The organism is Staphylococcus pseudoxylosus (genome assembly GCF_003697915.1).
GTDB classification, from domain to species: domain Bacteria; phylum Bacillota; class Bacilli; order Staphylococcales; family Staphylococcaceae; genus Staphylococcus; species Staphylococcus pseudoxylosus.
The window spans coordinates 152,824-167,912 of record NZ_RCVN01000005.1 but is presented as its reverse complement, the minus strand read 5'-3'; the positions used below and the strand labels follow the sequence as shown (position 1 = coordinate 167,912).

General features: G+C 31.9%; 14 protein-coding genes. 8 read left to right on the top strand and 6 right to left on the bottom strand.

The genetic code is table 11. The annotated features are described in order from the left end of the window. Positions 1-17: 17 nt before the first annotated feature. The 3 genes from D9V42_RS06075 to D9V42_RS15440 all read right to left on the bottom strand — a co-directional run bounded on the left by D9V42_RS06075 (position 18) and on the right by D9V42_RS15440 (position 2,539). Positions 18-1,379 carry an MFS transporter gene (locus D9V42_RS06075; RefSeq protein ID WP_122063842.1) on the bottom strand — a complete coding sequence of 454 codons (1,362 nt, stop codon included), beginning with the start codon at positions 1,377-1,379 and terminating at the stop codon, positions 18-20. Between the two features lie 267 nt (positions 1,380-1,646). Further along, a complete protein-coding gene (locus D9V42_RS06070) occupies positions 1,647-2,264 on the bottom strand; it encodes a substrate-binding domain-containing protein (RefSeq protein WP_233665306.1) in 618 nt (205 codons plus the stop codon). Between the two features lie 134 nt (positions 2,265-2,398). Then, positions 2,399-2,539, bottom strand: coding sequence for a helix-turn-helix domain-containing protein (locus D9V42_RS15440; RefSeq protein WP_233665302.1), 141 nt, complete (start codon positions 2,537-2,539; stop codon positions 2,399-2,401). 297 nt (positions 2,540-2,836) lie between these two features. On the opposite strand from D9V42_RS15440, the gene D9V42_RS06065 reads away from it, so the two are divergent. The 5 genes from D9V42_RS06065 (at position 2,837) to D9V42_RS06045 (ending at position 6,628) form a co-directional block, all read left to right on the top strand. Continuing rightward, on the top strand, positions 2,837-4,051 hold the full coding sequence (locus D9V42_RS06065; protein ID WP_122063839.1) for an MFS transporter: 1,215 nt from the start codon (positions 2,837-2,839) through the stop codon (positions 4,049-4,051). A gap of 159 nt (positions 4,052-4,210) precedes the next feature. Further along, on the top strand, positions 4,211-4,414 hold the full coding sequence (locus tag D9V42_RS06060; protein WP_047171679.1) for a helix-turn-helix transcriptional regulator: 204 nt from the start codon (positions 4,211-4,213) through the stop codon (positions 4,412-4,414). Beyond that, positions 4,411-5,130, top strand: coding sequence for a DUF3169 family protein (locus D9V42_RS06055; protein WP_122063836.1), 720 nt, complete (start codon positions 4,411-4,413; stop codon positions 5,128-5,130). The genes D9V42_RS06060 and D9V42_RS06055 overlap by 4 nt, the downstream gene beginning before the upstream one ends. A gap of 26 nt (positions 5,131-5,156) precedes the next feature. Further along, complete coding sequence (locus D9V42_RS06050; RefSeq protein ID WP_122063833.1) at positions 5,157-5,999, top strand: ABC transporter ATP-binding protein; 843 nt, start codon at positions 5,157-5,159, stop codon at positions 5,997-5,999. Continuing rightward, positions 5,999-6,628, top strand: coding sequence for an ABC-2 transporter permease (locus D9V42_RS06045; RefSeq protein ID WP_122063830.1), 630 nt, complete (start codon positions 5,999-6,001; stop codon positions 6,626-6,628). Before D9V42_RS06050 ends, D9V42_RS06045 begins: the two co-directional genes overlap by 1 nt. Before the next feature lie 128 nt (positions 6,629-6,756). Here the strand turns inward: D9V42_RS06045 and D9V42_RS06040 are convergent, their stop codons facing one another. Next, complete coding sequence (locus D9V42_RS06040; protein ID WP_122063827.1) at positions 6,757-9,741, bottom strand: glycoside hydrolase family 2 TIM barrel-domain containing protein; 2,985 nt, start codon at positions 9,739-9,741, stop codon at positions 6,757-6,759. A 14-nt stretch (positions 9,742-9,755) separates the two neighbouring features. Further along, positions 9,756-11,144, bottom strand: a complete 1,389-nt coding sequence (melB, locus tag D9V42_RS06035; protein WP_122063824.1) for a melibiose:sodium transporter MelB — start codon at positions 11,142-11,144, stop codon at positions 9,756-9,758. 175 nt (positions 11,145-11,319) lie between these two features. On the opposite strand from melB, the gene D9V42_RS06030 reads away from it, so the two are divergent. Next, on the top strand, positions 11,320-12,159 hold the full coding sequence (locus D9V42_RS06030; RefSeq protein WP_107555378.1) for an AraC family transcriptional regulator: 840 nt from the start codon (positions 11,320-11,322) through the stop codon (positions 12,157-12,159). Positions 12,160-12,322: 163 nt separating this feature from the next. Here D9V42_RS06030 and D9V42_RS06025 read toward each other — a convergent pair whose 3' ends face one another. Further along, positions 12,323-13,153: a LysR family transcriptional regulator gene (locus D9V42_RS06025; RefSeq protein WP_122063822.1), complete on the bottom strand. Its 831-nt coding sequence runs from the start codon at positions 13,151-13,153 to the stop codon at positions 12,323-12,325. Between the two features lie 123 nt (positions 13,154-13,276). Between D9V42_RS06025 and D9V42_RS06020 the strand changes: the two genes are divergently transcribed. Continuing rightward, the gene (locus D9V42_RS06020; protein WP_122063819.1) at positions 13,277-14,272 is read left to right on the top strand and encodes a YeiH family protein; all 996 of its coding nucleotides are present in this window, start codon (positions 13,277-13,279) and stop codon (positions 14,270-14,272) included. Positions 14,273-14,421: 149 nt separating this feature from the next. Then, positions 14,422-14,793 (top strand): nuclear transport factor 2 family protein, encoded by a 372-nt coding sequence (locus tag D9V42_RS06015; protein WP_122063816.1) that lies wholly within the window; start codon positions 14,422-14,424, stop codon positions 14,791-14,793. Positions 14,794-15,089 lie beyond the last annotated feature (296 nt).

Genomic DNA, 15,089 nt, shown 5'->3' with positions numbered 1-15,089 from the left:
GTTTATTTAAAATGTGTCTATATACAATCAGCATTCAAGGACTTTTCATACATCGTCACTATCAAAATAACAATTGATAACATGCCAAGCGCTCCTGCCAAGTGTTCATTGTGAAACAATTCAGCAAATGAAGTATATATTGCGGTAGAAATAGCAATACCAAAGGAATAACCTAAAGAACTCGCCATCTTATAAATACCTGAACCAATACCTACTTTATCGTCACTTACATTAACCAACAATGTATCTAATGAAGGCGTTGCATACAAACCAATGCCGATACCTGCAATTAAAAAGCCAATAAACACAACGATAATGTATGGTAAATTAGATAAAAATGTTAATGCTCCAAAACTCATACCAACACTCGCTATAATAATTGAGATAAACATTGGTTTATAAGGACCAACTTTCTGTAATAATCGCTCACCCACGCGTATCATCAGCAACAAAGCTATAATATTGCCCAACGTCAGTAATCCTGTTTGAAAAGCCGTAAACCCTCTGCCAATCTGAATGTACGTATTCGCTACAACAATTGTGCCAGCAATGCCATTTTGTAAAAAATTGGTAAGGACAGCACCCGTAAATGGTTTAGTTTTAAATAACTCAAAATCTATAAATTGATGTTTTCTTGTTCTTTCAAAAAAAATAAATAGGATTGTTAATATGATAGATGCAATGAATAATGCAATAATAGGAAAACTTGCCCACCCCAAATCTTGTCCTTGTGTCACAATAATATTAATAACTAATAAGAGGACTACAAAAATTGAAAAGCCAATAATATCAAATTTCTCTTTATTTACTTTAGCAACTTTCGTTTCTTCTATATTTTTCAATAAAACCATTGCAACAAGAGCAATCACAATTGAAAAAATAAATATCATTCGCCAATCAAAATATGTAGCGATTAATCCCCCCACAAATGTGGTTATACCGCCACCTCCCCAAGAACCAAATGACCAATAACTTAAAGCACGTTGCCGTTCACTTTCTTGAAATGTTGTCTTAATTAATGCTAAGGTAGCTGGCATCACAAGTGCTGCAGATAAACCCTGTAGTACTCTAGCAAAAATCAATAAAACAGGTTCTCTGGCCAAAATGACAAGCAATGACCCAACGATGCTAATGACTAAACCAACGTAAGTCATTTTCTTTCTCCCAAGTCTATCTGAAATACCTCCACCAATTACAATAAACAATCCACAAAATAGCGATGTTAAACTTGTGGAAATGTTTAAAATACCTGATGAAACATTTAGATCTTTTTGCATTGTTGGAATGATATTAATCATTGATTGTGCAAAAAGCCAAAATGTTAATATTGCCAAAACCATGCCTAAAATATACAAATCTATTTGTCTTTTAGCTTTCATGGCAATCCCCCTTTGATTTGAAGGTTCCTTCAAATTAGTTGAAGTTTAGCACCATGATGACAATTCAGCAAATAGATTTCTGAATTTTCCCACTAATTATAAAGAGATGTTTTATAAAAAAACGTTGATATCATCATGTTTATTTAAAGTGATTTGTTATAAAGTACAGCTGTTATAAAATTTCTTTATGTGCTTATAAAAAATGCTTAAAAATAATAAAAAAAGAAAGCGTTAAGTAGCTTAAAAACCACTTAGCGCTATTTTAAATTACTTTATTTCAAAATATATCTTACAAAAGGATATAAAGTTTGCTATATCCTTATTCATTGCTGCTTCCCTATATAATAACCATGTATTTCTAGTAATACTATCACCATTTTTAAATTTCAAATCTTTAGTATAAAAAGAATCACTATCTAAAATACATGATTTAGGAACGATAGCATATCCCATTCCCTGCTCTACAAATTTTTTGCAAATTTCAATTTTATCAGCTTGAATTATATTTCTAGCGTACGTATCATAGCGTTCACTCCACCAATCATTGATTGATTTAGTAATTGAATTTTCTAGCTCAATATAAGTGTTAAAATTTTGATGAGATTTATAAACAATTCTGTATTCTTGATCTAAACGTTTCAAACTTATCTCTTTTTTACTAATAATGGTTAATGGATCGCGTTTCAATAATATTTTATTGCCATACCAATCATAATCCCCTGTTAAAATCCCTACATCAAGGTCATTATTTTCCATTTGTTCTAAAATTTCAATACTCCAACCACTTGTCATAGATATATAAATATCTGTATAGGCTTGATAATATTGTTTGATTAATTCCGGCATCGTATATATAGCAAAATTTGTATTCGCTCCTAGTTTCATATTACCTTTCAAATTTTCACGAAGTTCATTAATATTTGACTTTAGATTTTGAATTTCAAATAAGACTTTATTTGAAAATTTGACTAGATACTCTCCTTCGGGTGTGAATTTAAATTGATTCCCTATTTTTTCAACTATATTAATTCCAAAATCTTTTTCAATTTTTTTAACCTATAAGAAAGTAATGGTTGTGACATAAATAATCGTTTGGCAGCTTTAGTAAAGCTTTGTTCTTTATTAAGCATCGCTAAAATTTTATAATCTTCCTCTTGCATAAAGCAATCCCCCTTTGCTTAAAACACTTATACTTATTCTACATTATTAAGTTTTCTTTTTATAAATAATAAGCGTGCTCTGAGTATTCGTTTAATACTTATTTTTCAATTTCAATTTTCTATAGCGCTTAAGATGTTATAGCACGCGAGCTTATAAATATATAATATATAACCTCATTTACATAAAAATGTAATTTATTTCAATTTCACACAATGTTTTTGTCGAATTTACCAAAGCATCTTTTTCAAAAAATAGGTATTATCAAATTAAATAAGAATATGAAAGGAGCAGCTTAAATGCAACAAGAATCAATACAACTTAGTAAACATTACTGGATTAAATTAGTTACTATCTTTACATTCGGATGGTTAGTAATCTATGCTGGACGTACTATATTGAACCCAATTATGGGTGATATTAAAAACACTTTCTCTTTAAACAATGCACAGCTCGGTATTATCATGAGTATATTCTTTATTGGCTATACTTTGACTCAAATCCCTTCAGGTATACTAGGAGATAAAATTGGCCGAAAGAAAATGCTTGTCCCAAGTATGATAATCTTTGGTGTATTTATGATTATTACTGGTATAATGCCGACCTTTTTCCTATTTATTCTATCTTGGCTTATTGTTGGGTTAGCACAAGGCATGTTTTACGGTCCTCAATACGCATTATCTTCAGAAGCCATTCCTGAAAAACATATCACACTCGGTAGTGCATTAATTAATAGTGGTATGGCATTTGGTACTTCAATTGGTTATTTCATTTCAAGTTATACTGTTCCGGAATTTGGTATGAATTGGCATACACCTTTTTTCATCATGGCAATTCCTATACTTCTGCTAGCTTTGTTAATGTATAAAGTAATTAAAGAACGCCCTAGACATATCCAAATGTCTACTGAACAACAAGTACCGTTTAAATTCACTAGTTTATTCAAAAATCGAAATTTGATTTTGGCTTATATCATTATATTCTGCTCAATTTATGGTTTTTTTATGATTATTACGTGGTTACCCTATTACTTAGAAACCGAACGGGATATCAATGGTGCCCAAGTAGCCTTTATCGCCTCATTAGTTCCTTGGGCTGCTATACCTGGCTCACTATTCTTTAGCTGGCTTTCTGATCGATTAGGACGTCGTCGCCCAGTCTTATTAGTAATGATACCTTTAGCATTTATATTTACAATTTCCATCGTTATGTTTGATCATTTATGGATTTTATATATTGCTTTAATTGGCTACGGCATTGTTGGGAAGATAAGTACAAATCCTGTCTTAATAGCTGTAGTTGCAGATAATGCGCCTAAAAATGCGTTAAGTACATCTTTTAGTGTTTATAATTTTATAGGAATGACTGCATCAATACTCGCCCCATACGTGACTGGCTATTTAACAGATTTAACAGGTGCTATGGCAACTGGTTTTTATCTCGCTGCTGGATTATTAATCATTGGCTTTATATGTACCTTATTATTAAAAGAAAAACATAAGCAAACTTGCTAAGATTAAATTTATTTTTTTAAATAAGCTACTAAAGGCTATACTACGTGCTTTTAGTAGCTTTTTCACTGCTGAAAAAGACACATATATACGTCATTTTGACTAATATAGTTGTCAAATTTACTGAAATATTATATATTGTATACAAGGAGTTGATAATATTTGCGAAATCGTGTTAAAGAATTGCGTGCTCGTGATGGCTATAATCAAACACAACTTGCTAAAAAGGCAGGCGTTTCACGACAGACTATTTCCTTAATTGAGCGAAATGATTTTATGCCATCTATTTTAACTGCAGTAAAAATTGCAAACATATTTGATGAACCTGTCGAAAATATTTTCATTATAGAGGAGAGGGATTTATGAAAGTAGGACGATATTTACTATTTATTTTACTAGGTTGTATTGTCGGAGGTATCATGGGTAGCACAATTAGTGTCATGGAATATACAAATCTATTTTCAAACATTACAATTTCAGAAAATAGTTTGGTAATAGTAACCATTATTGCCTCTGTTATCAATATTATTCTCATTTTTGTATTACATAAAGTACAGAGAGACGCCATCAAATTCAAATCAAAAACGAATCATTCGTTAGAAGATACACAAGCTGATTTATTTGAAAAAAAGGCAAATATAAAATATATCAGATCTGAAATCATTTATTTCATACAAATGTCAGTAAGTTTTATTACCATTTTTATTTTTGTCCTAGCAAACAAAAACAATGAAATGTCATCATTTTACGCAATTATTCCATTTTTAATAACAATGATTCCTTCTCTAATGGTTGGGTTTTTTGCAAGGAAATTTGACTCACGCTACCCAAAACAAGGGGAGTCTCGCTACACAGAAAAAGTTCTCAGTATTAAAGATGAAGGAGAACGCCATATAATACTTGTGTCAATGTTCAAAACTTATCACATCAATCTCGTGTTAATTATGATTGGCGTAGTACTTTTAGGCGGTTTCTCTATAAGAACAGGTATAAATCAATCGATAGGTCTACTTATACTCATCGTTTTATTTGTATATAATACTTTCGGCTATACATTGAAAGTCAGTAAATTTTATAAATAAAAATAAATTTTGAAAGCGAGGATATTATGGAAAATTTATTAGAAATTCAGAATCTTAATAAATCATATAAAAAATCAGATTTTCAACTTTCTGATATCTCATTAACGCTTGAACCTAATGAAGTGATTGGCATAATTGGTAAAAACGGGTCTGGTAAATCTACATTAATTAATACCTTGGTCGGTAACCGTTTTAAAGATTCAGGAGAAATACGTTATTTTGATAAACCTATAACAGCAAATGATAACCAACATAAAGAGCATATTGGTGTCGTCTTTGATGATTTACGAGTTCCAAACAAATTAACGATTCAAGATATAGATAAAGTCTTTTCTAAAATTTACAAAACGTGGGATTCCGAGAAATTCTTCTCTATTATTAAAAATTTTGAATTACCTACTACAAATGAAATAGCTTCTTTTTCTCGAGGTATGCGTATGAAAGCCGCTTTAACAATCGCATTAAGTCACGATAGTAAAGTCCTTATCTTAGACGAAGCAACTGCAGGTATGGACGTTTCTAGCCGTGAAGAAGTCATCGAAATTTTAGAAGATTATGTAGCAAAAGGTAACGGTATTTTAATTTCATCTCATATATCGGAGGACATAGAGCAGCTTGCAACAAAACTCGTATTTATGAAAAACGGAGAAATCATTTTAGAGGAGAAAAAGGACAATCTATTTAACCATTACGGTATTTTAGAACAAAGCAAAGAGGAATTAAATATCCCAAACGATATACTCATCGCATCCAGAGTACGTAAAGGTTCTAGAATCTCATTAATCAATGATCGCACGGCGATTACAGATGCTCGCCCATTAGAAACCATTGATGATGCCATAAAATTAATTATGCGAGGTGATAGCTAATGAAAGGTTTAATATTAAGTAGTTATTATTCATCAAAAAAATCTCTTTATACATATCTCATAGTAGCGATAGTAGCGGCCGTTATTTTTGCATTTATCAATCCAATTATGGCATGTTTTTTACCAATGTTGTTCCTCATAACGCCAGTTACGGATAACATTAAACATGAAAAAGATTCAAAATGGATGTACTATATCTCAACACTCCCAAGTGGCAGAATCGCTTATGTTAATAGTTACTTTAGCTTTTATGGGATACTCACTTTAATTGGTTTTATATTTGGCGTTATATCTGTTTCATTAATTACGCAAGATTTCAATGTAATACTCATGTCTATATTAGTAGGTATTGGAGGCGCAGGTACTTATGCCATGATGTTCCCATTAACATTTAAATTTGGGCCCGAAAATTCTAATGTTATTTTGATTTCAACGTCGTTTATTGTACTTTTCTTATTTTTCATCGTCTTTTTTGGCATGAATTTATCAGAAGTTGCTGTATCAGGTTCAGACGCTACAAATTTAGGAAACAGTATATTGGTTGTCGGCGTATATGCGTTAGTTGGCATAATAGCTTTTGCTCTATCTTATGTTACTTCATTAAAAATATTTAAGAATCAAGAATTATAATGAGTGAATTTTAATATAGAAATCACTAATAATTAAGCTGAATTTCAACGATATAAAAAACAGCCCTAATTGACTAACATTAGTTAATCAATTAGGGCTGTTTTATTTACATATTACCCAATAATTACTCAGTCAAATTTCAAATTAAAGCTAAAGTCGATGTGTCGATCATTTAATCGATATGCTTCATTTAATTCTGGTCCACAACTATTTGAACCTATGCCACTTTGTGCATAATCTATATATACATAGGTTTGATCTTCAAGTTCTAGTGCATCTTTATGCGTTGTTTCAGTCAACTGTTTTAATGAATAATGCGTTGTATTAAAACTAAATGTATTGTCACTTGTTACAACAAGCCTTTTACATCTATCACTAATTTCAACGAATGTCGTTTCATTATGACTTCCTGTTTCTTGGGGTCTGATATGGACTTCACCATTGCCTGTAACAGTCGTCTCAAACGCATCTAAATAATTGGCTACACCTTTATCTTGGTAACTACTGAATGGACCTTTGCCATAATATTTCACTTGTTCAAACACTTTAGGTAAGATCAAACCCAAACCAAATCGTGGTAAATAAGGTGCTTTCATATCTCTTTCTAAATCATAAGTTACATTAAGTATGCCATCATGTTGAACACGCCAAGTCACTGTTCCAAATAGTACCGGTGGCACCGCGTCATTGACCATCGCTATATTAAAAACAAGACTGACCTCTGTCTCGCTTTCTACAATTTGATAATCGTGCACGCGTGTAGTGATATCGTTATAACCAGAGTATGCCCAATCACATTTTATATTCGTATCATTATCAGTGGGAGCTCTCCAAATATTATTTGTTGTGCTTTGGTTCATTACTATATGTTTATGCTTGAGAACTGACTCAAGGCTTGCATTATCTTTATTAAAAACGTATGTTTCACTTTGATCTACTGAAACTTTGATTAATTTATCAGTTTCATTTACTAAAATATCAACATCACTTGATTGCTCATCCTGTTCTTTCATTGTTCGACGTTGATATACGATTTGATCATGTCCTAATTCAAAATTTTCGTAACGAAATTGATCATCAGCTTTTAATTTATACTGTAATATGACATCACTGATATGTTCTATATTGATATAATCGCTCAAATCAATTGTTTGCGTAGTATGTGGCAAGAAATTTGACAGAGGTATTTCACTGATCGTTTTTTCCCCATTCAAATTTGTCACTGTAGCCTCTACAAACATATATTGCTCTGCAGACGTAAAATCCAATTGGTTACGTAGCATGATTTTAAAATCATCTTGTGACACAAGTTTTAATGGTCTATGTTCTTGTTTGAATTCATAATAACCTTCATGCGGCACCCTATTTGGAAAAACAATGCCATCGACACAAAAATTTCCGTCATGTAGTTTTTCTCCAAAATCTCCACCATACCTGAAAATAGGATTACCGTCTTTTATGCCAATTTGTATGGCGTGATCGCACCATTCCCAAACAAATCCTCCGATAAAGCTATCGTATTGCTCAACTAGTGTTTGGTAAGCGTGTAAATCTCCTGGAGAATTGCCCATTGCATGTGCGTATTCACATAAGATAAACGGTTTATCCAAATCCGGTTTCTTCAAATAAGTCTCCTCAATTTCTTCAGGAGAAGGATACATTCTACTAATCATATCTATATTAGTTAGATCATAGTGTTGTTGCTTATCTCGATATAATGTACCTTCATAATGAATTGGCCTTGTGTTGTCTAGTGTTTTGGCACGTGCTGCACCTTTAACCATATTCTTACCAAATCCCGATTCATTTCCTAATGACCAAGATACGATGGAGCTGTAATTTTTCAATGGCATAATAGAAGCTTCAATACGCTCTATAATAGCTGTTTCAAATTTACTATCGTCAGCTATAATATTAAAATCTTCATTATCGTCTTCACCATATAACCTAACGACACCATGCGTCTCAATATCAGCCTCACTCATTACGTAGAAACCATATTGGTCCGTCATTTCGTAAAATAATGGAGATTTTGGGTAATGCGCTGTACGAATGGCGTTAAAGTTTCCTTGCTTCATCAATTCTAAGTCTTTTGTAAAATGGGATTCTGTCATTACGTAACCAGTTTCTGGATGACTATCATGGTAATTTGTCCCGCGCAGTTTGATGGATTGCCCATTAATATAAAGTTGATTATTTTGGATAGTCACTTCACGAATTCCAACTTTTTGTGCAATTACTTCTTGATCTGTCACAATGTATAATGTATATAAAGTTGGATTTTCTGTAGACCACAAATGAGGTTTATAAACATTAAATTGATATTCATGTGCTCCAGATATGGTTGCTACCGCTTCACCCTCAGGGTTATATAATTGGAATTCTACTGATTTTAAATTATGCGCGCGTTCTATTTTTACATCTATCTGTGCAGAGTTTAAATCGTCACTTAGCTTTGTTTCCACTTTAAAATCATCCACACGTTCAGTTGCGCGTTTCAAGATATAAACATCTCTAAAAATGCCCGAGTGTCGAAACATGTCCTGATCTTCAAAATAAGTGCCATCTGAATATTTAAGTACAAGTACGTCGATATGATTCTCACCTTGTTGAACAAAATTAGAAATATCAAACTCAGAAATAGCATGTGCAATTTGACTATAACCTATAAATTCATTATTAATCCATACATAAAATGCACTATCTACTCCTTCAAAGTTCAAATGATAATCGTATTGTTGATCATATTCATCGATAGTAAATTTTCTCGTGTAATGTCCACATGGATTATCTTTAGGTACATATGGTGGGTCAAAAGGTATTGGATACTGAGTATTTAAATATTGTATTTGATCATAACCATATAAATTCCAAACTGATGGTACTGTTAGTGTTTTGATTTCCTGTTCATTTGAACGATTTAGATATGCTTCGATTGACTCAAAATATTGAAAGTACCAATCGCCATTTAACAATGTCACATTTCGAGTATTATATCTTGTTTCAAAATGATAAGCCGCTTCCCCTTGTTGATATGGTATATAAAATGCACGTCTTGGTAATAAATTAACATGCTGAATCTCTAAATTTTCGTGAAACTGTTGGTCTAACATGGATAACAACCCCTTTATTTAATTCTTTCTCTAAATTCCCTTTGGCGTTTATACTGTAATGTCTTTTCAATATCCGTTAAAAAGTCACCTTTTAAATTAAAGGCTTTATGATATAAAAATGCAGCTAAGCAAACGAAAACCAGTGGCGAAACTAAGATCATGATTCTTAAACCGTTAATTGTCACTACTGATTGTGCTTCGTTTGGAGTATAACCTAAAATAGATAAACCTACGCCGACAATTAAAGCCGCCACCGCTTGAGAAGTCTTAGTTAAGAATGTATTTGTTGATGTAATAATACTTTCATTACGCTGACCGAATTTAACTTCTCCGTAATCAATCACATCTGCTAATGAAACAGTTGTGATGCCGACCATAAAACCTGAACCAATTCGTAATATTCCCGCCCCTATAATAACTAAAGTCATACTTTGTGGTGCAATATAGCCGGATATCAAAATAATTAACAATCCAGAGATAATGCATGTTATAGAAGTGTTAAATGCAGCAGTTCTGCCAACCCATTTAATAAAGCGTGGTAATAACAACAAACCAACCATTTCGCATAAAATCATAGAATTAAAAATTGAAAATAAGTGTTCTGCATTAACTACATATTTAAAGTAATAAATAATAGAGCCATTTAATGTTTGTAAACACAAGTTAAAAGTTAAGAGTACGCCCATAATCGCTAACAATTCTTTATTTTTAAATAAAATTCGACCGATATCTTTAAATTTAACTTTAATACCTATCTGCTTTTCCATTTCTTGGTCTTCCGGTACTTTAAAGACAGTTACACCAATGGTAAATATAAAAATCAAACTACAAATGATTGCGAATACAAAAATACCTGTAGAATCACTCCCTCCGCCAAACATATCACCGAGTTTATGTATAAAGAATAAACCAAATGTACCGACAGTAAATGCGGCTAAGCTGGCGAAAAATCTTGGAATAACTGATACTTCTTCACGTTCTCTTGGGTTATGCGTTAAGTTAGGAAGCCATGACCAATAAGGTATATCCATCATCGTATATGTCATTCCCCAGGAAATATATATAATCGATATATAAATGTACATTGCGGTTTGTGGTAAATCAAAATTAGTAAATAATAGTACTGTTACTACAGCATTAATTAATGTGCCGATAACAAGCCACGTCTTAAATTTACCAAAGTTGTTTCGTGTATTATCAACAATCATTCCCATAATTGGATCGTTAATTGCATCCCATATACGTGCAACAAATAACATCACTCCAACAAATGCTGGAGATAGTCCTACTATGTCTGTAATATAAAACATTAGAAATACACTGACGATATTAAATATGGCATCCTTACCGACGGCACCGAAGCCAAATGCAAATTTTTGTTTTCCTGTTAAATGTCTATTCATTACATTCACCTCTAAGTTAGTTCTTATTAAAACGCTTACATATATGTTGATTTTATTCTATCAGTAGCAAGTTATAGTTATGAATAGCATAATGATGACGATATATGGCAAAATGTTTCATTTTCAACTAATATAAATATAAGTTCAAATATGTTTTTTAATTAAGAGGGATAACATGCAAGTATTGTGGAAGAAATTTCAAAAAAAGCTGGTCGATGCAAATTTAGCTGAATGCGGTATTGAAATCGGCGTACCGAATGTAGGTTATAATTATACTGTTTTTCAAAAATCCGTATTACATATCGTAACTCAAGGGGAAGGTACTTTTAGTTATGCTGGTGAAACTTATCGTTTAACTGCTGGAGATATTTTCTTGCTTGAACGGGGCATGGAAGTGGAATATAAGCCTTCATTTTCAAATCCTTGGACTTATTATTGGGTAGGGATGAATGGCAAACAAATATTAAATTATTTATCTCGATGTAGTATCGTTGATAGTCATGTCATATTAGGGCAAGATACGACGGATATTAAAAATATAATTCAACTCATTTGTAAACTCTCTCAGAGTATTGAGTCAAACAACTCCAATGATATTCTAATTATGCAATATTTGTATCAATTAGTTTATACCTTACAAGAAAAGTTCCCTAAAAATTTTTCTGTCCAAGTTGATATTGTGAATGAAGATATACAGCATGCCGTTGATTTTATAAATACAAATTATCAAAAACATATAACTGTTGAGGATGTTGCTAAAAGCGTTAATATTACACGTAGTCATTTATATAAATTATTCAAAAAGAATTTAAGTTGTTCTCCTAAAGAATATTTAACCTATATAAGGATGTATCACGCTTCACAATTATTAATACATACGAGTACACGCATAAGTGACATATCAAGACGCGTTGGTTACAAAGACCCACTACTATTTTCTAAAAATTTTAAAAAGCATTTTGAAATCAGTGCTTCTGAATACCGGCACCATTTTTCAATTAGTAACAAGCAATGAGCACTCACTCAATAGCATAGGTACGCGAAATTAATGACTATCATTTGATTTCTTCCCTATGCTATTTGCTTATTACTAATTTATAATTAGCGACAATAACTTCTACTCCACTGCTTTACTCCTAGACCGAAATATTCCATTATGAATCACCTCATTTTATAAGTTATTCCAGATCTTGCTTTAATATAGATATAACTCGTTTCATTTTTTCATCAATGTATTTATTTTTATGTAAAATTAAATAGAAAAACCTCTCAATATCTAAATTAATAACTTCAAGTTGCTCCAAATCTTCAGGCGTTAATGTCGATTTAGATACGATTGAAAAACCGTTTCCTGCATGAACCATACTTTTAATTAAACTTGTATTATTAATGACTACTAAATAAGGGTTTAATGCTAATTGATTCAAACCATTTTCTTGATATACACGCGTACCGGAACCTTGTTCTCGAATAAAACATGTCTCTAAATTAGACGGGCTAGATTTCTTTTTAATTAATACTATTTCGTCTTGAGCAATTGCCGTACTTATAATCGCATTGTTTTGTATCTTTTTTTCTACCACACCAACGTCAACGATGTTATTTTTAATTTGTTCAACAATCGTTTCTGAATTATCTAAGTGTACATGAATATGTAATTCTGGATACATTTGGGCTAATTTAGTAAGTTGTCGTGACAAACGATATTCGCCAAATGTGTAACTGCTCCCCAGTTTTAAATCTCCAGCGATTGCATTTGTTTGCCTCTTTAGATCTTGTCGTAGTGCTTGTTCTAAATGATCTCTTTGCAGCGCATATTGGTATAGTTTCTGTCCATCACTTGTTAATGCCATTTTCGAATGTTTAAACTCAAATATTTTTACGTCATAGTCAATTTCGAGTCTCTTTATATCTCTACTTATTGATGGTTGTGATGTATACAAATTTTCTGCAGCTTTTGTAAAACTTTGCGCTTTGACAACCTCAGTTAACACTTTTAGTGGGTCCATATCTTATCACCTTTCATTGTTTTATTCTTATCATATCAAATTTGTTATGACCTATATACTAAATATTTATTTAACGTTATGAATTTGCGGTGCTACACTTTTGATAAAAGGAGGAGACGGTACATGACTAAATTTAACAATAAACCATTTATCCTTGGCATATTATTCACTTTTATCATTGCTGCAATAAGTTTGATTAGTTCAAAGCTGCCACTTTTAGATAAGGTCGGTGCTTTGACAATTGCAATTGTTATCGCAATACTATTTAGACATTTTAATGGTTATCCTGAAAATTATCGTCCAGGTATTACTTTCGCATCTAAACGTCTATTAAAATTTGCCATCATATTGTATGGTCTAAAGCTTAATATTTTTGATGTTATAGGAGAAGGTCGTACATTATTACTTATTGACGGTGGTGTCATCATTGTAAGTATTGGATTAATGTTATTACTCAATCATTATATTAAAGGAGATAAAGTTATTACATTATTACTAGGTATTGGTACGGGCGTCTGTGGGGCTGCTGCGATAGCTGCTGTATCTCCAATTTTAAAAGCACGCGAAAAAGACACAGCCATTAGTATAGGTATCGTTGCATTAATTGGTACACTTTTTTCACTAGGCTATACGGTAATTTATACACTATTTACAATATCACCAGAAGTTTATGGCGTATGGTCTGGTGTGAGTCTACATGAAATTGCCCATGTTATTCTTGCTGCAGATTTCTCAGGTGAGACGGCTTTACGAATTGGCTTATTAAGTAAATTAGGTCGCGTATTCTTGCTCATACCTTTAAGTATTATACTAATATTTGTGATGAACTTGAAATCACAGTCTAGGAATACAAACCAACGTATCGAAATGCCATACTTTTTAATTGGATTTGTATTAATGGCAATATTTCATACTTATATACCTATACCTCAATTTATAATGCAAGTAATTGAGCCATTAACAACAATTTGCTTATTGATGGCAATGGTTGCACTAGGGTTAAATGTATCATTTAAAGATTTGCAAGACCGAGCGTTTAAGCCTTTAATCGGTGTCATCATTGTATCTATGATATTATCAACAATCACGTTTATCATTGCCAACTATATATATGGCTAAGTGTTTATTTTCAAAGGTTACTATAAAATTTTCTGTTTATAAGCAGATATCTATACGCTAACTTTAATTATATATAAAATGAGATTTTAATAAGACACTTGTTAATCGGAATGCTTATCTACAAATTACTTATAAAGAGGGTATATAAAATGAAAACATTAGATGCATACTTTATCTTGTTCGATGAAGCTAGATATAGTGACGAAAGCTTTGATAAGTTAAATGATTTATTTAACGATGATATTGATTTTGTGTTGAATCAAAAAACTTTTAAAGGCAAAGACGCATGGAAACAATTTGTTAAAGGCGTGTACCAAACAAATAAAGATTTAAAACATATGCATAATGGCTGGATAGAACAAGAGGATGGCACTTTCAAAACACATTGGGCTATTTGTGGAAATAGATTTGAAACAGGTGTTTATACGCAAGAGGGGATAGACATTGCAAGATTAGATAGTGAAGAGAAAATAATTTATTTAGAGAATCAGCCTAAAGATAAAACATTATTTTCTAATTAACACTCTAGCTCACGAAATGTGAAATGTGCCATATGACAATGTGATGCGGAATGCAACCATGAAGTGAAACGATCAATTGAACAACATTAGCAAAATGCTGTTGTGCCGAGCGTTATACTAGACACCCCTCACTGTAACTTCACACAACCCTAAGACTAACTTGTTCAACGAATATAATAATACAACCATTCTCTCTTGTATTTAATAAACAAAAGGAATGGTTTTAATTTTATATAATCAAGCATTTGATAAACAAAAATCACTTTATTTCTTTGACGCTACATAGCTCTAACTTT

Excerpts from the sequence above, each read along its gene's own strand:
- D9V42_RS06075 (WP_122063842.1), bottom strand. The coding sequence starts at position 1,379 with ATGAAAGCTAAAAGACAAATAGATTTGTATATTTTAGGCATGGTTTTG.
- D9V42_RS06070 (WP_233665306.1), bottom strand. The coding sequence starts at position 2,264 with ATGAAACTAGGAGCGAATACAAATTTTGCTATATATACGATGCCGGAA.
- D9V42_RS15440 (WP_233665302.1), bottom strand. The coding sequence starts at position 2,539 with ATGCAAGAGGAAGATTATAAAATTTTAGCGATGCTTAATAAAGAACAA.
- D9V42_RS06065 (WP_122063839.1), top strand. The coding sequence starts at position 2,837 with ATGCAACAAGAATCAATACAACTTAGTAAACATTACTGGATTAAATTA.
- D9V42_RS06055 (WP_122063836.1), top strand. The coding sequence starts at position 4,411 with ATGAAAGTAGGACGATATTTACTATTTATTTTACTAGGTTGTATTGTC.
- D9V42_RS06050 (WP_122063833.1), top strand. The coding sequence starts at position 5,157 with ATGGAAAATTTATTAGAAATTCAGAATCTTAATAAATCATATAAAAAA.
- D9V42_RS06045 (WP_122063830.1), top strand. The coding sequence starts at position 5,999 with ATGAAAGGTTTAATATTAAGTAGTTATTATTCATCAAAAAAATCTCTT.
- D9V42_RS06040 (WP_122063827.1), bottom strand. The coding sequence starts at position 9,741 with ATGTTAGACCAACAGTTTCACGAAAATTTAGAGATTCAGCATGTTAAT.
- melB (WP_122063824.1), bottom strand. The coding sequence starts at position 11,144 with ATGAATAGACATTTAACAGGAAAACAAAAATTTGCATTTGGCTTCGGT.
- D9V42_RS06030 (WP_107555378.1), top strand. The coding sequence starts at position 11,320 with ATGCAAGTATTGTGGAAGAAATTTCAAAAAAAGCTGGTCGATGCAAAT.
- D9V42_RS06025 (WP_122063822.1), bottom strand. The coding sequence starts at position 13,153 with ATGGACCCACTAAAAGTGTTAACTGAGGTTGTCAAAGCGCAAAGTTTT.
- D9V42_RS06020 (WP_122063819.1), top strand. The coding sequence starts at position 13,277 with ATGACTAAATTTAACAATAAACCATTTATCCTTGGCATATTATTCACT.
- D9V42_RS06015 (WP_122063816.1), top strand. The coding sequence starts at position 14,422 with ATGAAAACATTAGATGCATACTTTATCTTGTTCGATGAAGCTAGATAT.